Source organism: Streptomyces sp. NPDC004838, assembly GCF_053600955.1.
In genome coordinates this window covers 22145-42209 of record NZ_JBSGAW010000020.1, presented here as the reverse complement: position 1 = coordinate 42209, position 20065 = coordinate 22145, and the positions used below count along the sequence as shown (strand labels likewise).

Here is a 20065-nt window from a genome sequence, read left to right as displayed (position 1 = left end):
TCAGCGCACTCCGGCATTGAGGAAGATACCTCCGTCGACGACCAATGTCTGTCCCGTGATCCAATCGGATTGGTCGGATGTGAGGAACGCTGCCGCCCCTCCGATGTCCTCCGGCACTCCGAGCCGCCCAAGCGGGTACACGGCAGCCGCTTCGGCTTCCCGGCCCTCGTACAGCGCCTCGGCGAATTTGGTCTTGACCACTGCCGGCGCAATCGCGTTGACCCGCACTCCGGGCGCGAACTCGTGCGCCAGTTGGAGGGTCAGATTGACCATCGCCGCCTTGCTCATGCCATAGGCCCCGATGAAGGGCGAAGGAGAGAGACCGGCGACGGACGCAATGTTCACGATCGCACCGCCGTGCTCCTTCTGCCAGGCACGGTAAGTCTGCTGGGCGAAGCCGAGAGCCGAGATCACATTGGTCTCGTAGACCTTGCGCGCGACATTCAGGTCCAGTTCGGCCATAGGCCCGTACACGGGGTTGGTGCCCGCGTTGTTGACCAGGAAGTCGACCCGGCCGAACGCCTCCATCGTGCGCTCCACCGCTTCCGCCTGGTGAACCTCGTCATGCGCCTTGCCCGCGACGGCGACGACCCTCTCCGGGCCGCCGAGCCGCTCCACCGCGTCCTTGAGCGCGTCCGCGCCCCGGCCGGTGATGCACAGCCGGTCGCCGCGGGCGGCGAGCGCCTGGGCGACTCCATAGCCGATGCCCCGGCTCGCGCCGGTGATCAGCGCGACCCTGCCGCTGTCGGGCGTCCGTGCGCCGTCTGCTTTCTCGGCGGGCTCGGTGTGCTCGGTGTGCTGGGTGGTCATGTCCGCTGCTCCCCGTTCAGTTGAGCGGGCCGCCGGCCACGTACAGCACCTGACCGGAGATGAAGCCGGCGTCGTCGCCGGTGAAGAAGGCGATGGCACCGGCGACGTCCTCGGGGCGTCCGACGCGCTGGACCGGGATCTGGGTGGCGGCCGCGGCCTGGAACTCCTCGAAGCCCATGCCGACGCGTGCGGCCGTCTGGGCGGTCATCTCGGTGACGATGAAGCCGGGGGCGACGGCGTTCGCGGTGATGCCGAACTTTCCGAGTTCCTTGGCGAGGGTCTTGGTGAAGCCCTGGAGTCCGGCCTTGACGGCGGAGTAGTTGGCCTGGCCGCGGTTGCCGAGCGCGGAGGACGAGGAGAGCGAGACGATACGGCCGAACCCGGCGTCCACCATGTGCTTCTGGCACGCCTTGGCCATCAGGAACGCGCCCTTGAGGTGCACGTTCATCACCGTGTCCCAGTCGGACTCGCTCATCTTGAAGAGGAGGTTGTCACGGAGGACGCCCGCGTTGTTGACGAGGATCGTCGGCGCGCCGAGTTCGGCGGCGATCCGCGCCACCGCGGCCTCCACCTGAGCGCCGTCGGACACATCGCAGCCGATCGCCACGGCCTTGCCACCGGCCGAGGTGATCTTCTCGACCGTGTCCTCGCAGGCCGCCTCGTCGAGATCGAGTACGGCGACGGCCCGGCCCTCGGCCGCCAGCCGTACCGCGGTGGCCGCGCCGATGCCACGCGCCCCTCCGGTCACGACCGCGACGCGCTGCTCGGTGGTGGACATGCTGGTTCTCCTCGCCCTTGGATGCGGTCCGTCCGGTGCGTTCCGTACGCCACTCGGATGAGCAACCGCTTAGTACCTTCAGCAGAGGTGACGCTAGAAGCCCCGGCACCCGGTGTCAACGGCCCGCCGGGTGCGCCGTGTCACGTATGGCGGACAGACGGACCTGCTCAGCGCACCAGCAGCCCGAGCAGCCGCTCCACCTCGGCCTCCGGGTCGGCGGTGAGACCGGTGTGCACGGGGCCGGGCTGGACTACGGTGGAGCGCGGGGCGACGAGCCAGCGGAAGCGGCGGCCGGCGTCGTCACGGGCCGCCTGTCCGGCGTCGTCTCCGCCGAGGCACACATTCTCGACGGCGTGCAGCGCGGCGTGCACTCCCCTCACATCGGCCTCGGGGTCCAGTGCCGCCAGTTTCGCCTCGTCCAGATGCGTACGGGCGGCGACGAAGGACCTGGCGCGGCAGTAGACGACCACTCCGGCGTTGAAGCATTCGCCGCGCTCGACCCTGGGCACCACCCGCAGCAGCGCGTACTCGAACACCATCCGGTCGCCGGTCATCCGCCCGCTCACGCGTCCGTCCCCTTTCCCGTGTCCCCTGTGTCCGACGTGTCCGCCGGACGTCCCGTCAGCCAGCCCGGTGCCCGCGAGGGCCGGTGCCCGGTGGGCTCGCCGAGGGTGATTCGCCGGTGGATCGTCGCGGCGCGTGGCAGCAGGGTCTCCACATAGGCGCGGCGCAGGGCGTCGGTGGTGGCGAAGCCGGGCTCGTCAACCAGCCACTCGGCGGGCACGTCGGCGGTGACCTCGGTCAGCAGTTCCTCGGTGACGAGGGGGGCCAGTTCCGCGGCGGCGGCCTCGATGTCCGGCCCGAAGCGGGCGAGTGCGTGGTCGGAGGCGTCGTACGGCTTGGCGGCGGACGCGGCGGCGCCGGGCCAGTTGTGGTGCCAGATCATCGTGGCGCCGTGGTCGATGAGCCACAGATCGCCGTGCCAGACCAGCAGGTTGGGGTTGCGCCAGGAGCGGTCGACGTTGTTGATCAGCGCATCGAACCAGACGACCCGTCCGGCCTCGGCCGGGTCCACCTCGTAGGCGAGCGGGTCGAAGCCGATGGACCCCGGCAGGAAGTCCATGCCGAGGTTCAGTCCGCCGCTCGCCTTCAGCAGTTCCTGGACTTCCTGATCGGGCTCGCCGAGACCGATCACCGGGTCGAGCTGGATGGCGGCCAGTTCGGGCACCCGCAGTCCGAGCCTGCGGCCGAGCCGGCCGCAGACGACCTCGGCGACCAGGGTCTTGCGACCCTGTCCCGCACCGGTGAATTTCATGACGTACGTACCGAGATCGTCGGCTTCGACGATGCCCGGGAGCGAACCGCCCTCACGCAGGGGCGTGACATAGCGGGTCGCTGTCACCTCTGTCAGCATTTCCCCAGGCTATACGGCCCAGTTCCCTGCGAATCCGCAGACAGAGTCATACCGCCCGGCCAGGCGATGCCTCGCCCCGTTGGCCCTGGGGAGAATCTGGGCCTGCTGACCAGCGATGATGCTCTTTGGTGTGAGAGGGGACCACGCCCGTGTCTCATCTCATCGTGCCCGCGCTGAGCAGATGCCGACGGCTGTCTCACTTCATCGTGTCTGCTGGCCTGCGAGGACAGCCGTGGCCGGTCAGCGCTCTGACTGCTGATCGGTGATCTTCCTGGCCGTTGGGTCAGCCGATAGGTTCGTCCCATGAGATCACCACAGGCGGACGTGCATCATTCGGCTTCGTCCTGGCGGCAGCCCTGCCCTCCGGCGGCCTCCGTCGAGCGCAGCATGCTGGTCGAAGAGATCGCCAAGCGCGTCCTGAATCTCGGGCAGGGCCGTCTGCTCGTAGGGATCGACGGCTTCACCGCCGCTGGGAAGACGAGCTTCGGACATGAACTGGCTGAGTGGATCAGTGCTGCGGCGCGGCCCGTGCTCCGGGTGACTCTCGACGATTTCAAGAAGCCGTGGAGGGACCGGCATCTGTATGACCGGGAGTCTGGTGAGGGGTACTACCGCAACGCGTATGACTATGAGCTGGTCAAACGCCTGCTGCTGGATCCCTGCCGGTCATCGGAAGCGACAGCCTGCGTGCTGTGCAGCATCGACCCGCTGACCCAGCGAGATCACTCATCGGAAACGACGCCGCTTGAGGCGGACGCCGTGCTGATCGTGGATGGTGTCTTCGCGTTCCGGCCTGAGATCAATGAGTACTGGGATTTCCGGATCTGGTTGCAGGTCGATGCGGAGCTGTCCGTTCGGCGAGGTGCCGAGCGTGACCAGAACTGGGCCGGGTCTGAAGCCGAGTCGATCCACCGCAACAGGTATCTGGTGGCCGAGGGCATCTATATTCAGGAAGTCGACCCGCTGCCGATGATGGATGTCGTCATCGACAACTCGACGTTCGCGCGTCCGCAGATCGTGACACCGTGACGTCGGGATGGTGCTGACGGGCGGTGTCGGCGAGCGACGACGACGGAGCACGCCGACTGCCCTGCGGCCGTCAGTTCGCTGCTTTGGGTGTGATGTAGCGGTAGATCGTGGCGGGTGCCGCCTTGAGGGTGCGGGCGATCTTCGGGACTGGGGTGTTGGAGTCGTAGAGCTGCTGAGCCTGTTCGGCCTGCTCGGGGGTAAGTCGCGGGGGCCGTCCGCCGGTCCTGCCCTGGTCCAGCGCGGAGGCAAAGACCCCCGGGCCGGCCGGGACGTCGGCGAGCGCGACGTCCGACTCGTCGAGTGTCCAGGCAACCGTACGGTCCCACCGCCGCGACTCCTGCCAACCGAGTTCTAGGACCGTTGCAGTACTAGTACTGCAACCGCATCTGGCGTGACGGGCGTCCAGTGGTCTCGTTGGTATGACTGTGTGCTGATGCGCTGACGGTTGAGCAGGTCGAGTCATGGTCCGAGGGGATGGCCGGGCTGCATGCCCGGTTCGCCCGCCATTTCGGCAGGTCGGAGCCCCGTGAGAGGGCGCTGGACTATCTGAACGGGCTCCTCGCGCCGTTGGAGAGGAAGAACGGGTGGACGTTGTCCGAGCAGGTCGGGCAGCTCCGCCCGGACGGCGTCCAGCGTCTGCTCAACCACTCGGACTGGGACGAGAACGCTGTCCGCGACGACGTGCGTGACTTCGTTGTGGAGACCATCGGCGCCAAGGACGCGGTCCTGATCGGGGACGACACCGGTTTCCTGAAGAAGGGCACCAAGTCTGCCGGCGTCCAGCGGCAATACACCGGCACCGCAGGCCGAACGGAGAATTGCCAGATCGGGACATTCCTCGCCTACGCCTCCGCGAAGGGACGGGCGTTGATCGATCGCGAGCTCTACATCCCCGTTTCCTGGACGGACGACCGCGACCGATGCCACGCGGCCGGGATCAACGAGGAGATCCCCTTCGCGACCAAGAACGAACACTTCAAGTGGATGCTGCAACGTGCCATCGACGCGGGCGTCCCGTTCGCGTGGGTCACCGCTGACGAGGCATACGGGCAGGTCAAGCACCTACGAGTATGGCTGGAGGAACGTCAGGTCGCCTATGTTCTGGCCACCAAGGTCAACGACACGGTGATCACCGCCGGCCGGACGGAGACCCGGGTCGACGACCTGACCGCCGCACTGCCCGGCAACACTGGAAGCGTCTGTCGGGCGGAGCCGGTGCGCACGGGGAGCGGATCTACGACTGGGCGCGCGTCGCGATCCGCCCTTGCGGAGAAGGCGGCTTCGGGCACTGGGTGCTGGCCCGCCGCAGCGTCAGCGACCCCGCCGAGATCGCCTACTACGTCTGCTATGGACCAGCCTCCTCCCGGCTGAAAGACCTGGTCAAAGTCGCCGCAGCGAGGTGGGCTGTGGAGGAGTGCTTCCAGATCGCGAAAGCCGAGTGCGGCCTGGATCACTACCAGGTGAGGCTCTACCGCGCCTGGTACCGGCACATCACCCTGGCCATGGCAGTCCTCGCCTACCTCGCCGCCACCCGCGCCACAGAAGCCGCAAAAGGGGCACAGCAGGTGGCGAGCAAGACCTCATACCCCTCAGCGTCCCGGAGATCCGCCGGTTGATCGGCCATATCGTCACCGCACCCCGCCACCACACCAACGAGCACCACCTGCGCTGGTCACACTTCCGCAGACGCAGCCAGGCCCGAGCCCGCCGCTCCCACTACGAACGCCGAGGCCACAACCCACAGATGCGGTTGCAGTACTAGCCCGATCCGGCCTCCGAACGACCCACGGGCCCGACCACATCGGGCTGCGCCGGGCGATCACCAGCAGCGCTAGACATACCGCGGCCCAGGGGCTGCCGAGTCCTGTCCGCACGGCTCCGTCGGACCCCCGCCTCGAGTAGCGGTCTACCATGAAAAGCGAGGCTTCATATCCAGCCCGGCCCGTAGCGGCAGGGAGGCCGGCATGGCGTTCGACACGACTGGTTTCGAGCAGACGGACGGCGGCCGTTACATCCCGATTTCCGAGCACGGCCTGATCGGCGATCTTCGTACGACCGCCCTCGTCGGCACGGACGGCACCATCGACTGGTACTGCTGCCCGCGCTTCGATGCGCCCAGCGTCTTCGGGTCCATCCTCGACGCCGACCGGGGCGGGTCGTTCGAGTTGGCCGCCGAGGTCCCGACCCGCACCAGGCAGTTCTACTTCCCCGACACGAACGTGCTGATCACGCGGTTCTTCGCCGCGGACGGGGTGGCGGAGATCCAGGACTTCATGCCCGTGGTCGACGAGTCGCGCGAGGCGGCCCGGCACCGGCTGATCCGGCGGGTGGTCTGCGTCCGCGGAACCCTCCCGTTCAGGGCGCGGATCGCCCCCCGCTTCGGCTACGGCGCCGAAGCGCACACCACGCACCTCGAAGGCCACACGGCGGTGTTCCGCTCCCCGTCACTGACGCTCGCGCTGACCGCCACCGCACCCCTGGAAAGCGACGGCCTGGACGTGTCGTCGCACTTCAAACTCCTCGAGGGCGAGTCCAACGTGTTCGCCCTCGACCAGATCGGCGACGAAGTCCCGGCCCGGTCGTGCCCGCGCGCCGAGGCCCAGGAGCAGGCCGAGGCGACCGTCCGGTTCTGGCGCCACTGGCTGGCAGGTTCGCGCTACCACGGGCGGTGGCGGGAGATGGTGAACCGCTCCGCGCTGGTGCTGAAGCTGCTCACCTACGCGCCGACCGGCGCGATCGTCGCCGCACCGACCACCAGCCTGCCCGAGCGGATCGGCGGCGAGCGCAACTGGGACTACCGCTACGTCTGGGTCCGCGACGCCGCCTTCTGCGTCTACGCGATGCTGCGCCTGGGGTTCACCTCGGAGGCCGAGGCGTTCATAGGGTTCATCTCCGAGCGGGGCATCCTGCGGGGCACGGGGGAGAGCGGTCCGTTGCAGATCATGTACGGCATCGACGGGCGCGTCGAGCTGCCCGAGCATGAGCTTCCACACCTGGAGGGATACCTCGGCTCCGCACCGGTCCGGGTGGGCAACGCCGCCACCGGCCAGCTCCAGCTGGACATCTACGGTGCGCTGATCGACTCGATCTACCTCTACGACAAGTGGGGGCAGCCGATCAGCAGTGAGCGCTGGGACGAGGTCGGTGCCGTGGTGGACTGGCTGTGCGAGCACTGGGACCAGCCCGACGAGGGGGTGTGGGAGACCAGGGCGGGCCGGCGGAACTTCGTGTACTCGCGGCTGATGTGCTGGGTGGCGCTGGAGCGCGCGATGCGCATGGCGAACCGCCGCGGTCTGCCGGCGGACCTGCCCCGCTGGCGGGAGTCCCGGGACGCGATCTACCGGCAGATCATGCGGCGCGGCTGGTCGGCCGAGCGAGGGGCGTTCGTCCAGGGGCTGGACGACCACGTGCTGGACGCCTCGCTGCTGATGATGCCGATGGCCAAGTTCATCTCGCCCACCGACCCCAAGTGGCTCTCCACCCTGGACGCGCTCACCGCTGACCTGGTCTCCGACTCGCTGGTGTACCGCTACGACCCGACCGCCAGCCCGGACGGCCTGCACGACCCCGAGGGCACCTTCTCGATCTGCTCCTTCTGGTACGTGGAGGCGCTGGCCCGCGCAGGTCGGCTGGAGGAGGCCAGGCTCGCCTTCGAGAAGATGCTCACCTACGCCAACCACCTCGGTCTGTTCGCAGAGGAGATCGGCCCGACCGGGGAACAGCAAGGCAACTTCCCCCAGGCATTCACCCACCTCTCGCTGATCAGCGCCGCCTTCAACCTCGACCGCGCGCTGGGCTGACGCGGCACCCCCGCCGGGACGGCGGTGGCCGAAGTGCTGCGGGTGAACGGCTATGGGCAGCGGTGCGGACGAGCGTCGAGGGACCCGGCGGTAGCTGGGCCGACGGCGGTGCGGCAGGGTTGCCCAGGACGGCAGGGGGACATCCCTCGCGGAGGGCCTCACGCGGGCCTTGTAGTCGGCGGCCGTGCCGGGGTCACCCGGTGGCTCGTGCCGTCAGATGTCCCGGTGCCGGTACGTCACGAACGCGACGGCCAGGGCGGCCAGCGTCCACGCGAGCGTGACCGCCAAGGGCCGCGCCGACACCGGGGCGAGGTCGGGCAGCACATCCGCCCGGCCGGGGAACCGCGCGCGCAGCACGGGCCCGACGAACGTGAAGTACCCGACGAGCAGGGCGACCGTGCCGTGTGCGTGGCGCAGCAGGAGGCCGGCCGCCGAGGCCAGGAGGGCGGCCAGGGTCAGTCCCCCGGTCATGGCGGGGAGCGTGGTCGCGGCGGTCGAGTGTCCGGATGCCAGGTGTGTGGCCAGGGCACAGCCGGCTGCGGCCGGGAGCGCCAGGGTGAGCAGGGCGGCCGTTGACGCGATGCGGTGCGGCAGGCGCCGGGGCATCGCCATCGCGGTGGTCCGGGCCTGTCCTCCGTCGTATTCCGAGGCCACCGCGATGACGCCGAGCACCAGGAAGCCGATGCCGGTGTACGGGGCGGCGGATCGCGGTCCGGTGACCGCGCCGAGTCCGGGCGAGAGGGCGAAGAGCGCTGCCAGGGTGATCCGCACGGCAGGCAGACTCAGGAGCTTGGACAGCTCGGCGCGGTACGCCAGGCAGAGCCTCACGCGTCCCTCCGGCAGAACACCACGGCGGCCGGGGCGAGGACCGCCGTCACCCAGGCCACCGTGACGAGCCCTGCCGTGACCGGCGCGAAGTGCGCTCCCGTGGCCACGTCGCGCAGGAACATGCGTGGTCCGGCCACATCAGGGAAGTAGTGCGCCGCGTCCGTGACCTTGGACAGCAGATACGTCACCGACACCACCGACACGTTGGCGATCATCATGGCCATCGGCACGACGCCGTTGCGGGTCAGGACGGTGACGGCCAGGGCCAGCCAGGCCGTACACAACAGGTAGACCTGCACCCCGAGAACCCGTCCCGCCGTGACGGCCGCGGCCGGCTCGCCTCGTACGAGATGTACGGCGGTGAAGGTCGCCACGCCGGCCGCCGCCCCGACCGCGAGTGCGAGCAGGCCGACGGCGGTCAGCTTCGCGGCCAGGGCCGCGAGCCGTGCCGGCGTGGCGGTCAGGGTGGCGGCGATCTGCCGTGTCGCCGCGGATTCCCCGCCTTCGGTGGTGTATTCGCTGCTGACGGCGACGACGCCGAGCACGATGGCACCGATCGCGCCGCCCACGCCGAGTTCGGTGAATCCGGCGTCCACACCGCCGGACCCGTGCGTCGAGCGGGCGTTGAGCGCGGCGATCCCGGCCGGAAGCAGGACACCGAGCGCGATGGCGAGCCGCGCCGACGGCAGCGTGAGCAGCTTGTGCCCCTCCGCGCGCAGGGCCCTGAACACTGTGGTCACTGTCCGTCCTCCGTCCGGGTGAGGTGGAAGAAGGCGGACTCCAGGGTGCGGTGGGCGCCGGTGACCTCCGTGAGCGTGCCCTGGGCGACGATGCGGCCACGGTCGATGATCACGATGTCGTCGGCGGTCTCTTCCAGTTCGGCCATGAGATGGCTGGAGAGGAGCACCGTGTGGCCCTGGGCGGCTCGGGAGCGAACCATGTCGCGCATCCAGCGGATGCCCTGCGGATCCAGGCCGTTGACCGGCTCGTCCAGAACCAGGACCGGCGGGTCGCCGAGGAGTGCCGCGGCCACGCCGAGCCGACGGCCCATGCCCAAGGAATACGAGCCGACGCGCTGCCCGGCGGCCTCGGCGAGCCCGACGTCCGCCATCACCTCCGCGACGCGGGCGACGGGAATCCCCGCCGCGTGCGCCAGCCAGCGCAGGTGGGCACGGCCGGTGCGGGAGCGGTGGGCGCCCGACCCGTCGAGTACGGCGCCGACCGTGCGCATCGGGTCGCGCATCCGGGCGTAGGGGACGCCGTCGATCAGGGCCCTGCCCGAGGTGGCGCGGTCCAGGCCGAGCAGGATGCGCAGGGCCGAGGACTTGCCGGCGCCGTTCGCTCCGAGGAATCCGGTGACGCGGCCGGGGCGGGCCTCACAGCTGATGCCGGTCAGGACGTCACGTTGCCCGCGACGTTTGACCACCGAGTCGAAAACAATCATGGCCGTACGTCATCACGCGGTGAAGGCGCGGCGGATCGGGCCCGGAACCGAGATCCGCGGCCGCGGCTGCGACCCGGGTCTTTCGGACCTGGGTCCGAGGACTGCTCGTCGGCGACTGTCTAGGATCGAACGCCTATGACTCGCGAACGCCCCGAGATATCCCACGAGCGCCCACGGTGGACATCCCGCACGGGCACCGTCGCCACGGCGGTGCTGGCCGTCCTGCTTCTGAGCCTGGTCGCCGTCGGCTCGTCGGCGCGTGGGGCGCAGATCATGCTGGTTGCGGTGCTTTGCGCCGCGGTCGCCGTCTCGGTCTGGGCGATGGTCCGCACCCGGACCCAGCGCACGGAGTACGAGCGGCGCCTGACCACCTGGGCGGCCGAGCGGGCGACCCAGGCCGAACGCCTGCGCATCGCCCGTGACCTGCACGATCTGGTCTCGCACGGGATCGGGTTGATCACCGTACGGGCCGCCACCGCCCAGGCGACCGGCCAGGAGCGGGAGGAGCTGGCCACTGCGCTCAGCGATATCGAGGATGTCAGCCGGCAGACCACCACCGAGCTGCGCCGTATGCTCACCGTGCTCCGCGAGCCCGCCGCCACCGGCGATGCAGCTCCGCTGCGGCCCGCCGAGAGCTTCGCCGATCTGCCCGGCATCGTCGCGGCGGCCGAACGCACCGGTCTGACTGTGCACCTCGACTGCGTCGAGCCCGCCCGGGTCTCCGCCGGGGTGCAGCTCGCCACCTGCGCCGTGGCCCGCGAGGCGCTGCACAACACACTGCGGCACGCCGGCCCCACCACCACGACGCTCGCGGTCCGCGCCGACGGCGATGACCTGCTGGTCAGGGTCGAGGACGAAGGACCGGTGCCGGGTTGGCGGGCAGGCACCGGCGCGGGGCACGGACTGAGCGTGCTGCGCGACCGGGTGCAGGCCGTCGGCGGCGCCCTGACCGCCGCACCCTGCGGCCCCGGCTTCCGCGTAGAGGCCCGCTTCCGGCGGGAGATGGCCCGATGAGCGGCGCCGTACGCGTACTCGTCGCCGACGACCAGAACCTGTTCCGGGAGAGCCTGGCTCTGCTGATCAACTCCGGCGAGGACCTGACGGTCGTGGCCGAGGCCACCACCGGCGAGGACGCCTTCGCGCAGACGGTGGCCCAACGGCCCGATGTGGTCCTGATGGACATTCGCATGCCCGGCGGCGACGGCATCGAGGCAACCCGGCGCATCTCCGCCGAGCCGGGTCTGACGGGCACACGGGTGCTCGTACTGTCCATGTTCGAGCTCGACGAGTACGTTTACTCGGCGCTGCGGGCAGGAGCCAGCGGCTTCCTCCTCAAGGACGCGCGGCCCGCCGAACTCCTGGACGCGGTGCGCCGCACGCACGCCGGCGACTCGCTGTTCGCGCCGAGCATTCTGACGCGCCTGGTCGAGCACTATCTCGATCGGCCCACGCCGGGACCTCCGTGCACCGCAGGGCTCGGGCACCTGACGCCGCGCGAGACCGACATCCTGCTGCTCGTCGCCCAGGGGCGCTCCAACGACGAGATCGCCCAGGACCTCGTACTGTCCGTGAAGACCGTGAAGACCCACATCGGCAATCTGCTGGCCAAGCTGCAGGCACGCGACCGGGCCCAGCTGGTGATCGCCGCGTACCGGGGCGGACTCGTCGTGCCGTGATGCTCCGGACCGGCCCCTACGCGTCCGTGGGGTACCGGCCGAGCAGAACCCCCGGGGCCTCGCCGCCCGGTTCGTACGGTGCGCAGTGCGGCCTGGTCACACGTTTCGCCGGGAGCGGTGGTGGTCGTCGTCGAGTTCTTCTGGCTCCACGGATCCCTCAACCCGGTGCCCGGCGGTCGACTTCGGACGACCCATTCGGGTGCTGCGCCCCCGCGATGCACGTGGCGGACGGCTCTCGTTGCGACTGGACACCCGCGCGGCCGTCCTGAGCGTGCTCCCGCTCGTGGCGACCGCGACCGTCGGCGTCCTGAGCCTCGGCAGCGGCCAGTACACCGTGCCGCCCGGTGACGTCGTGCGGGCACTGCTCGGCGACGCCACCCCCAAGGTGCACATGGTCGTCGTCGAATGGAGACTTCCACGAGTCCTGATCGCCGTCCTGTGCGGGGCCGCCCTCGCGGTCAGCGGGGCCATCTTCCAGTCACTGACCCGCAATCCGCTCGGCAGCCCCGACGTCATCGGCTTCAACACCGGTGCGCACACGGGCGCCCTGGCCGTCATCATGCCGGCGAACGGCGGCTACTACCAGATCGCGGCCGGCGCACTCGCCGGCGGTGTCTGCACCGCGGCCGTGGTGTATCTCCTCGCCTACCGCCAGGGCATCCAGGGGTTCCGGCTGATCATCGTCGGTATCGGAATCAGCGCCCTCCTCGCGTCCCTGAACACCTGGATGACGATCAAGTCCGACCTGGAGACCGCGATGGCCGCCGCCGTCTGGGGTGCGGGCTCACTCAACGGGCTGGCCTGGGAGCAACTGGGACCGGTCTGTCTCGTCCTCGCCCTGCCGCTCCCCGCCGTCCTCGTCCTGACAGGAAGGATGCGCATGCTGGAGATGGGCGACGACACGGCCCGCAGCCTCGGTATCCGCACGGAACCCACCCGGCTCGCTCTGGTCCTCACCGGCGTCGCCCTGACCGCGCTGGTCACCGCCGCCGCCGGGCCCATCTCCTTCATCGCCCTGGCCGCTCCGCAACTGGCCCGGCGCCTCGTGCGCTCCCCGGGCCCGTCTTGTACGGCCTCACGCCGTGAGCACCCGCCGCATCGCCGCACGAACGGACCCCCCGCACCATGACCGCCCTCCGCGCCACCCCGGCCGACGCCGCCACCGAACGGCTGCGGGCCGAAGGACTCACCCTCGGCTACGACAACCGGACCATCTCCACCGAACTCTCGGTCCGCATCCCCGACGGATCCTTCACCGTCATCATCGGCCCCAATGCCTGCGGCAAGTCGACCCTCCTGCGCGCCTTGTCACGGCTCCTCAAGCCGGCCGCGGGCCAAGTGCACCTCGACGGGCGGGCCATCTCCTCGTACCCCGCCCCTGACGTCCCGGTCACGCTCCCGCCCACAGCGTGGCTCTGGCCCTGCCGACGGCTCCACATGAGATCTCACGTTCTGCGGGCGGTGTGCGTCTACCGGGCAGGAGAGAGGAGACGCAGATGAGCACCCGGCACGCCGTGATCGAGACGTACCTTGGGCCGATCTCAATCGTCGCCAAGGGGGATACGATCACCGGCCTGTACTTCAGGCGTCATGTCCGCCGGCCTCCGCAGGAGACGTTCGGCCCCGAGATCGGCGACTCGACGGACTCGCTGCTGAACGAAGCGGCCCGTCAGCTGTGCGACTACCTGGCGGGGCGGCGCAGGCGGTTCGATCTTCCGCTCGCCGCCGAGGGCAACTCGTTCCAGCGCGCAGTCTGGGACATCGTGAAGAGCGTCCAGTGCGGGGACACGATCACCTACGGCCGTATCGCCGAGCAGATCGGAGACCGCGGTCTCGCGCAGCAGGTCGGACAGGCCGTGGGCGCGAACCCGCTGTGCGTCTTCGTCCCGTGCCACCGTGTCGTCGGCTCCACCGGGGCCCTGACCGGGTACGCCGGCGGGCTGAAGCGCAAGCAGGCGCTGCTGGAGCTTGAGGAGCCGCCCGCGGGCGACGCCGGACGGTTGTTCTGACCGGGAATCTCACGTTTGCCACCGCACGTACGTCTTCAATGGGATGGACATGAAACAACCGTTCGAGAGTGTGGTCGCGCAGCACGGCGCGACCGTGCTGCGCGTCTGCCGGGTCGTCCTCGGCCCGCACGATGCGGACGACGCGTGGTCGGAGACCTTCCTGGCCGCCATGCGCGCCTATCCCGATCTGCCGGAGACGGCGAACGCGGAGGCGTGGCTGGTGACGATCGCGCACCGCAAGGCGATCGACGTGCTGCGTGCCGCGAAGAGGAATCCCCTGCCGGTCGACGAGGTACCGGAAGCGCCGACAGGGCCGGGCATCCCTGATCCCGGGGACACCGACCTGTGGGCCGCGGTGAAAGAACTCCCGAGCAAGCAGCGCCAGGCCGTCGCCTACCGGTATGTGGCGGGGCTGGCGTACGCCGAGATCGCGGAGATCCTCGGCGGCACCGTCGAGGCGGCCCGAAGAGCCGCCGCGGACGGGCTCAAGAATCTCAGGAAACACTATCCGGGCGCGATCACGAAAGGAGCATCGTCGTGAGCGACATGCGCAACGATGACGACATGGCCGTCCTGCTGTCGACACCCGTGGACGCCGACACTCTGAGTCGCCTCCACCGCCGTCTGGAGCAGGCCGCGGAGCAAGCCGACCTGATCGATGTCGCCTACACGACCATCGACTCGCCCGTCGGCAAGCTGCTGCTCGCCGCCACCCCGAAGGGCCTGGTCCGCGTGGCGTACGCCGGCGAGGACCACGACCGGGTCCTGGAGGCCCTCGGCCAGAAGCTCAGCCCGCGGATCCTGCGCGCCCCGAAACGGCTGGAGGAGGCGGCTCGCGAGATCGACGAGTACTTCGCCCGGCGTCGCCGGGCCTTCGACGTGACGCTGGACCTGTCCCTGTCGCGCGGGTTCCGACGCCTGGTGCAGACGCATCTGCCCGAGATCGGGTACGGCCAGACCCGCAGCTACCGCGACATGGCCGAACTCGTCGGCAACCCCAAGGCCGTCCGGGCCGTGGGCACCGCCTGTGCGACCAACCCGCTGCCGATCGTCGTCCCGTGCCACCGCGTGCTGCGCACCGACGGCACCCTCGGCGGCTACATCGGCGGACTCGAGGCCAAGACCACGCTGCTGGACCTGGAGGCCGCGGCATGAGCACGGCGAAGGCGACCGGGCAGAAGACGGCCGGGCGGAACACGGACCGGTGGCACCGCCGCGTCGAGTCCGGCGACTGGGAGGCGATCACCGCGGAGGTCGACGAGTACGGCGGCGCGCTGCTGCCGCAGCTTCTGACCTCCGAGGAGACCGCGGAGATCAGGAAGCTGTACGAGCAGGACGGCCTGTTCCGCAGCACCGTCGACATGGGCCGGCACCGCTTCGGCGAGGGCCAGTACCGCTACTTCAACGCGCCCTACCCCGAGCCGGTCGAACGGCTCAAGCAGGCGCTGTACCCGAGGCTGCTGCCCATCGCCCGCGACTGGTGGACCAGACTCCGCAGGCCCGCGCCGTGGCCGGACTCGTTCGACGAGTGGCTGCGGATGTGCCACGACGCCGGCCAGACGAAGTCCACGGCGATTCTGCTCCGCTACAGGGAGAAGGACTGGAACGCCCTGCACCGCGACCTGTACGGCGACCTCGTGTTCCCGCTGCAGGTCGTGATCAACCTCAACGAGCCCGGTGTGGATCACACGGGCGGCGAGTTCCTGCTCCTGGAACAGCGCCCGCGCGCCCAGTCCCGGGGCACGTCCACGCTGCTGCCGCACGGCCACGGATACCTGTTCACCACCCGCGACCGGCCCGTCAGGTCCGCCCGCGGATGGTCCGCCGCACCGGTTCGCCACGGCGTGTCCGCCATCCGGTCCGGCGAACGTCACACCCTTGCCCTGGTCTTCCACGACGCCGCATGAACGACGCGAACACCTACACCCTTCTCGGGGCCGACGGCCGTCCCTACCGGTCGCCGGTCAAGGGAGAGTGGGGCGGCCACCGCGGCTCGAAGATCTACGGACGACTCGACTGCCCTGCCGCACTGCGCGCCATCGCCCGCGGCGGCTACATGAGGCACCGCGTCTTCTTCGCCGACGAGGCCACGGCGGTCGCCGCCGGGTTCCGCCCCTGCGACGCCTGCTGCAAGAGCCGCTATCAGCGGTGGAAGACCGCCCGAGAGAACGGCCGACCATGGACCCCCTGACCAGCCCCCTGCTGAAGCGGCGGGTGAGCTACGACGCGGACCTGACGGCCACGGACGCCGAGGTCGCGGCCATCGTCCGGCTGGCTCGCGACCGCCGCGCCCGCACCATCGTGATCGGCTCCGGCCGCACCCCGCACGCCGTCGAGACCTCGCGCCTGATCGAATCGGCCTGGGACCACGCGGGAGGCACAACCCTCGCCGCGATCACCTGGCCCGAGACCGGGGCCTCCTGGCTGCGCCACGCGTCACGGTTCGCCGCCGCCGACCCCGACCTCTGGGTGATGGCCGGCCCGGCGACCGGCTGGGCGCAGATGACCCGGCGGCTGCTGTGGTCGACCCCGTGGAGCCCCGCACGCACTCTCGCGACCGCCGCGATCGGCGATCCGCGCACGCTCGCGCTCGTCGGCCTGATCCATCTGAACGGCCTGGCCGGCGCGACCGCCCACGGCACCACCTGGCTCGTCGAGGACGACTCCCTCGTCCACCTCACCCGCACGGAGGGCAGGCCATGACAGCGCTGTTCACTCCGCGGCTCCCCGAGCGCGACGCGGAAGAGATCACGCCGGGTGCCGCCCACGTCCCGAACCGGCTGCCCCTGGAACAGCGGGAGTGGACGAGGAATCCCGCGCCCCGGTCGTGTCGCTGTCCATCGGCGACACCTGCGCGTTCCGCTTCGGCGACACCGAGAGCCGCGGAAAACCATCAGACGACGACCTCGTCGGCCGCCAGGTCGGAGGGATGCCGGGCCAGCGGCACCACCTCGATCTTCATGAACGGGAAGAGCGGGAGTCCCCACAGGACGCGGTGCAGCGCCTCGTTGTCAGCGACGTCGAAGACGCTGATGTTGGCGTATTGCCCGACGCACCGCCAGATGTGCAGCCACTCGCCCGACTTCTGCAGCCCCTGGCAGTACTCCTTCTCCCGTGCCACCAGGTCCGCGCGCACTCCGGGGTCGAGGTCGCGCGGAATGTCGACATGCATCCGGACCGCGAACAGCATCGCTCATCACACCTTGTCGAGGACGAAGTCGTACGTGACCTCGCGGCCGTCGCCCTTCGCGGCCGGGCCGGGGTCGAGGACCAGCTCCGGCTTGACGGCGGACGCGATGTCGTCGGCGACGTGCTCACCGCCCTTGAAGTAGAGCTGGGTGGTGATGAGCTGGTGCCCCGGCGCCGACACCTTCAGGTGCAGGTGGGCGGGGCGCCACGCGTGCCAGCCCGCGGCGGCGATGAGCCTGCCGCAGGAGCCGTCGGTGGGGATCTGGTAGGGCGCGGGCTCGATGGTGTGAATCCTGAAGTCGCCCTGATCGTCGGCCACGACGGTAGCGCGCAGGTTCCACTCGGGCAGACTGGGCGCGAACTGCGAGTAGTAGCCGTCGTTGTCGGCGTGCCAGATCTCGATCTCGGCTCCGGCGAGCGGGGTGCCGTCCACGCCCGTCACCCGTCCCTGAAAGAGCAGAGGCGTGCCGTCCTCGCCGTCCCGCATGGGGAGGGTCGCCTCGGCGGGCAGACGCGGGGAGTCCGGGACGTAGTACGGGCCCTCGATAGTGCCCTTGCTGCCCTCGCGGCTCTCGTTGGCGACCTCCTCGACGACGTGCTCCAGCCACACGTCGAGGAAGAGCGGCCACTCACCGTCTTCGCCGACCTGGACCATCCAGGACTTGAGGACGTCGTACTCGGCGTAGGTCACCTTGTGGCGGCGGATGATGTCGTGGGCCGCCGAGAGCAGTTCGGAGACCAGGGTGTCGACGCGCTCGACGTCGGCGACGGCCCTCTCCGTGCGCTGTTTGCCGCGGAACCGTTCGGTGGCGGCGGCTCCGGAAGCGGCGGCGGTGGCCTGCTCGGTGATGATGTCGGTCATTCTCTTCCCGTCCCTCGAATACCTGTCGAATCGTGTTCAGTCGAATCGTGTTCAGCGGTCCTGGCGGTAGCGCGCAAGCTTGTCGGGGTCGATCTCGATACCGAGTCCGGCGGCCTCGCGAACGCGCAAGGTGCCGCCCTCGATGGTCAGCGGCTCGGCGAGCAGGTCGTCGGTCATGTCGAGAAAGTTGGACAGCTCGCCCGCGTACCGAGCACTTGAGCGGTGGGCGGCTCCGAAGGCGACCGAGCACAACGTGCCGATCTGACCGTCGATCTGATTGCCCATCACTGTTTCCACGCCCAGCCCCTCGCACTCGTGCAGCACCCGCTGGGAAGCGGTGAAGCCGGTGCGCGCGGTCTTGATGCTGATCGCGGTGGCGGAGCCGCCGAGGAGTTCACGGGTGACCTCGGCGGCCCGGGTGGCGCTCTCGTCGGCGATGAACGGCACCGGGCTCCGCGCGACCAGCCAGCGCCGGCCCAGCACGTCGTCGGCGGGGCAGAGTTCCTCGGCGAAGGTGAGGTCGAGGTCGGCCATCTGCCGCAGGGCGCGGGCGGACTCGGATGCCGTCCAGCCCCGGTTGCCGTCGATGTAGAGTTCCGCGTCGGGTCCCAGGGCTTCGCGCAGCGCCCGGCATGCCTCGACGTCCCGCGTGTAGGGCCGACGCCCCACCTTTACCTTGAAGGTGGTGATGCCGTACGTGTCACGGACGCGTTGGGACTCGGCGACCATCTCCTCGGTCGGCGCGAAGCCGACCATGTGGCTGACCCGCATGCGGTCCGTGTATCCGCCGAGGAGGCCGGAGACCGGCATCCCGGCGGCCTGGCCGAGGATGTCCCACAGCGCCATGTCGATGGCGGCCTTCGCGGTCGGGTTGCCGACGGTGCGGTCCAGACGCTCGTGGACGGCTTCCCGCTCCAGCGCTGTGAGGCCGATGAGCTGCGGCGCGAAGATCCTGTCGATCACCGCGACGATGGACTCCTGGGTCTCGCCGTAGGTGTACGGCCGAGGGGGCGCCTCGGCGGTTCCGGTCAGTCCCTCGTCGGTGTGGACTCGTACCAGGACGTGGTCGGCGGTGTGCACCTCACCGCTCGCGAACTTCAGTGGTTTCGCGTACGGGATGGCGAAGGGGACGACCTCCACCTTGACGATCTTCATACCGCTCCCTCGGGTAGGTCGATGAACATGTCGTTCTGCTCCAGGACCCTGAGGAGGTTGTGCAGGAGCGGCGATTCCTCGTCCTCGCGCCAGGCGAGGTCGAGGCGTACGGTCAGCGCGTCCTCGATGGTCTTGCACACCACGCCCTCCCGGGGTGCGGAGCGGATGGAGTCCGGGAGGACGGCGACGCCGAGTCCGGCGGCGACCAGCGCCAAGGCGGCGGAGGTCTCGGTGACCTCGTAGGCGCAGTGCGGGTAGAAGCCGGAGGCGAGGCAGCCGCGGACCACGGCGTCGTGGACGATGGAGCCGAGCGTGGCTCCGTACATGATGAAGCCCTCGTGGCGCAGCCGCTCGACGCGGACGGTGTCGGCCTCGGCGAGCGGGTGCTGCTCGGGTACGGCGACGACCAGGGGCTCGGTGGCGACGGCGCGGTGGGCGATGCCCTCCTGGCGGACGGGCGGGCGCAGCAGGCTGATGTCGAGGCGGCGCTCGATCAGCCCCGCTTCCTGGGCGGGCGTGAGCATCTCGGTGTGCACCTCCAGCATCACTTGGGGCAGCTCGCGCTTCATCAGCCGGGCGAGTGCGGGCAACTGTCGGTACGAGGCGGCACCGGTCAAGCCGATCCTGAGTACTCCCTCCGCCCCTGAGGCGAAGCGTGCGACCCGGGCGGCCGCCTCGTCGACGGACTTGAGAATGCGCTCCACGTCGGTGCGGAACACTTCGCCGGCGCCGGTGAGGGCGACCTGGCGGGTGGTGCGGGTGAACAGTTCCACGCCCAGCTCCGTCTCCAGGCGGCGAATCGCCTGGGAGAGCGGCGGCTGGGCCATGTGGAGGTTTTCCGCGGCCCTTCCGAAATGACCTGTTTCGGCGACGGCCGCGAAATACCGAAGGTGCCTGAGTTCCATCGGGCTGCCCTTTTCTTTTCCGGGGCCCTCGATTGCGCCCAGCGTAGGGAACGAATCCCATACGGCACAAATACTTGGTTTGAGCCTATTGAGACGATCGAGATATCAATACCCCCCTGGGTCAACCCTGGGGGAATGTCTGGGGTCCACTCTTCACCGCTCTGTC

At 69.7% G+C, this 20065-nt stretch carries 25 protein-coding genes and 2 pseudogenes; 15 read left to right on the top strand and 12 right to left on the bottom strand.

Annotated elements, in window-relative coordinates:
* The 4 genes from ACWEFL_RS22415 to ACWEFL_RS22400 all read right to left on the bottom strand — a co-directional run bounded on the left by ACWEFL_RS22415 (position 1) and on the right by ACWEFL_RS22400 (position 3002).
* Complete coding sequence (locus ACWEFL_RS22415; protein WP_451715378.1) at positions 1–810, bottom strand: SDR family oxidoreductase; 810 nt, start codon at positions 808–810, stop codon at positions 1–3.
* Between the two features lie 16 nt (positions 811–826).
* Positions 827–1588, bottom strand: coding sequence for a 3-oxoacyl-ACP reductase FabG (gene fabG, locus ACWEFL_RS22410; RefSeq protein ID WP_451715376.1), 762 nt, complete (start codon positions 1586–1588; stop codon positions 827–829).
* A 167-nt stretch (positions 1589–1755) separates the two neighbouring features.
* Positions 1756–2142, bottom strand: coding sequence for a DUF3037 domain-containing protein (locus tag ACWEFL_RS22405; RefSeq protein WP_451715643.1), 387 nt, complete (start codon positions 2140–2142; stop codon positions 1756–1758).
* 8 nt (positions 2143–2150) lie between these two features.
* Complete coding sequence (locus ACWEFL_RS22400) at positions 2151–3002, bottom strand: HipA family kinase (RefSeq protein WP_451715373.1); 852 nt, start codon at positions 3000–3002, stop codon at positions 2151–2153.
* A gap of 303 nt (positions 3003–3305) precedes the next feature.
* On the opposite strand from ACWEFL_RS22400, the gene ACWEFL_RS22395 reads away from it, so the two are divergent.
* Entirely contained in the window at positions 3306–4031 is a 726-nt protein-coding gene (locus ACWEFL_RS22395) for a uridine kinase (protein WP_451715370.1), read from the top strand.
* Between the two features lie 70 nt (positions 4032–4101).
* Here ACWEFL_RS22395 and ACWEFL_RS22390 read toward each other — a convergent pair whose 3' ends face one another.
* Positions 4102–4494, bottom strand: a complete 393-nt coding sequence (locus tag ACWEFL_RS22390; RefSeq protein ID WP_451715367.1) for a helix-turn-helix domain-containing protein — start codon at positions 4492–4494, stop codon at positions 4102–4104.
* 11 nt (positions 4495–4505) lie between these two features.
* Between ACWEFL_RS22390 and ACWEFL_RS22385 the strand changes: the two genes are divergently transcribed.
* The 3 genes from ACWEFL_RS22385 (at position 4506) to ACWEFL_RS22375 (ending at position 7831) form a co-directional block, all read left to right on the top strand.
* Positions 4506–5402, top strand: a complete 897-nt coding sequence (locus ACWEFL_RS22385; protein ID WP_451715364.1) for an IS701 family transposase — start codon at positions 4506–4508, stop codon at positions 5400–5402.
* Positions 5403–5437: 35 nt separating this feature from the next.
* On the top strand, positions 5438–5647 hold the full coding sequence (locus tag ACWEFL_RS22380; RefSeq protein WP_451715361.1) for a hypothetical protein: 210 nt from the start codon (positions 5438–5440) through the stop codon (positions 5645–5647).
* Between the two features lie 348 nt (positions 5648–5995).
* The gene (locus tag ACWEFL_RS22375; protein WP_451715360.1) at positions 5996–7831 is read left to right on the top strand and encodes a glycoside hydrolase family 15 protein; all 1836 of its coding nucleotides are present in this window, start codon (positions 5996–5998) and stop codon (positions 7829–7831) included.
* A gap of 213 nt (positions 7832–8044) precedes the next feature.
* Here ACWEFL_RS22375 and ACWEFL_RS22370 read toward each other — a convergent pair whose 3' ends face one another.
* From ACWEFL_RS22370 to ACWEFL_RS22360, 3 genes are read right to left on the bottom strand one after another with little or no spacing between them, the layout of a single operon-like run.
* Positions 8045–8659, bottom strand: coding sequence for a hypothetical protein (locus ACWEFL_RS22370; protein WP_451715358.1), 615 nt, complete (start codon positions 8657–8659; stop codon positions 8045–8047).
* A complete protein-coding gene (locus ACWEFL_RS22365) occupies positions 8656–9399 on the bottom strand; it encodes a hypothetical protein (protein WP_451715356.1) in 744 nt (247 codons plus the stop codon). The genes ACWEFL_RS22370 and ACWEFL_RS22365 overlap by 4 nt, the downstream gene beginning before the upstream one ends.
* Positions 9396–10103 (bottom strand): ABC transporter ATP-binding protein, encoded by a 708-nt coding sequence (locus ACWEFL_RS22360; protein WP_451715353.1) that lies wholly within the window; start codon positions 10101–10103, stop codon positions 9396–9398. Before ACWEFL_RS22360 ends, ACWEFL_RS22365 begins: the two co-directional genes overlap by 4 nt.
* Positions 10104–10238: 135 nt before the next feature.
* Here ACWEFL_RS22360 and ACWEFL_RS22355 point away from each other — a divergent pair, with 135 nt between their 5' ends.
* The 11 genes and pseudogenes from ACWEFL_RS22355 to ACWEFL_RS22305 form a co-directional block, all read left to right on the top strand.
* Complete coding sequence (locus tag ACWEFL_RS22355; RefSeq protein ID WP_451715350.1) at positions 10239–11117, top strand: sensor histidine kinase; 879 nt, start codon at positions 10239–10241, stop codon at positions 11115–11117.
* A complete protein-coding gene (locus tag ACWEFL_RS22350) occupies positions 11114–11779 on the top strand; it encodes a response regulator (protein ID WP_451715347.1) in 666 nt (221 codons plus the stop codon). The genes ACWEFL_RS22355 and ACWEFL_RS22350 overlap by 4 nt, the downstream gene beginning before the upstream one ends.
* 238 nt (positions 11780–12017) lie before the next feature.
* Positions 12018–12908, top strand: coding sequence for a FecCD family ABC transporter permease (locus ACWEFL_RS22345; protein ID WP_451715344.1), 891 nt, complete (start codon positions 12018–12020; stop codon positions 12906–12908).
* A pseudogene (locus tag ACWEFL_RS22340) lies at positions 12905–13177 on the top strand (ATP-binding cassette domain-containing protein); the annotation flags it as partial. The gene ACWEFL_RS22345 and the pseudogene ACWEFL_RS22340, both read left to right, overlap by 4 nt.
* 98 nt (positions 13178–13275) lie before the next feature.
* Entirely contained in the window at positions 13276–13788 is a 513-nt protein-coding gene (locus ACWEFL_RS22335; RefSeq protein ID WP_451715341.1) for a methylated-DNA--[protein]-cysteine S-methyltransferase, read from the top strand.
* Between the two features lie 49 nt (positions 13789–13837).
* A complete protein-coding gene (locus tag ACWEFL_RS22330) occupies positions 13838–14329 on the top strand; it encodes an RNA polymerase sigma factor (protein WP_451715339.1) in 492 nt (163 codons plus the stop codon).
* A 5-nt stretch (positions 14330–14334) separates the two neighbouring features.
* A complete protein-coding gene (locus tag ACWEFL_RS22325) occupies positions 14335–14943 on the top strand; it encodes a methylated-DNA--[protein]-cysteine S-methyltransferase (protein ID WP_451715641.1) in 609 nt (202 codons plus the stop codon).
* Positions 14940–15695 carry a 2OG-Fe(II) oxygenase gene (locus tag ACWEFL_RS22320; RefSeq protein WP_451715336.1) on the top strand — a complete coding sequence of 252 codons (756 nt, stop codon included), beginning with the start codon at positions 14940–14942 and terminating at the stop codon, positions 15693–15695. Before ACWEFL_RS22325 ends, ACWEFL_RS22320 begins: the two co-directional genes overlap by 4 nt.
* The gene (locus tag ACWEFL_RS22315) at positions 15692–15979 is read left to right on the top strand and encodes an Ada metal-binding domain-containing protein (protein ID WP_451715333.1); all 288 of its coding nucleotides are present in this window, start codon (positions 15692–15694) and stop codon (positions 15977–15979) included. The genes ACWEFL_RS22320 and ACWEFL_RS22315 overlap by 4 nt, the downstream gene beginning before the upstream one ends.
* Positions 15967–16491 (top strand): hypothetical protein, encoded by a 525-nt coding sequence (locus tag ACWEFL_RS22310; RefSeq protein ID WP_451715330.1) that lies wholly within the window; start codon positions 15967–15969, stop codon positions 16489–16491. The genes ACWEFL_RS22315 and ACWEFL_RS22310 overlap by 13 nt, the downstream gene beginning before the upstream one ends.
* Before the next feature lie 100 nt (positions 16492–16591).
* Positions 16592–16690, top strand: a pseudogene (locus tag ACWEFL_RS22305) (alpha-ketoglutarate-dependent dioxygenase AlkB); the annotation flags it as partial.
* On the opposite strand, the gene catC reads toward ACWEFL_RS22305, so the two are convergent.
* The 4 genes from catC to ACWEFL_RS22285 are packed head-to-tail and all read right to left on the bottom strand — an operon-like array spanning position 16682 to position 19899.
* A complete protein-coding gene (catC, locus tag ACWEFL_RS22300; RefSeq protein ID WP_451715327.1) occupies positions 16682–16978 on the bottom strand; it encodes a muconolactone Delta-isomerase in 297 nt (98 codons plus the stop codon). The pseudogene ACWEFL_RS22305 and the gene catC sit on opposite strands and share 9 nt — an antisense overlap.
* Before the next feature lie 6 nt (positions 16979–16984).
* Complete coding sequence (gene catA, locus ACWEFL_RS22295) at positions 16985–17839, bottom strand: catechol 1,2-dioxygenase (RefSeq protein ID WP_451715324.1); 855 nt, start codon at positions 17837–17839, stop codon at positions 16985–16987.
* 51 nt (positions 17840–17890) lie between these two features.
* Complete coding sequence (locus tag ACWEFL_RS22290) at positions 17891–18994, bottom strand: mandelate racemase/muconate lactonizing enzyme family protein (RefSeq protein WP_451715321.1); 1104 nt, start codon at positions 18992–18994, stop codon at positions 17891–17893.
* Entirely contained in the window at positions 18991–19899 is a 909-nt protein-coding gene (locus tag ACWEFL_RS22285; RefSeq protein ID WP_451715319.1) for a LysR substrate-binding domain-containing protein, read from the bottom strand. Before ACWEFL_RS22285 ends, ACWEFL_RS22290 begins: the two co-directional genes overlap by 4 nt.
* Positions 19900–20065 lie beyond the last annotated feature (166 nt).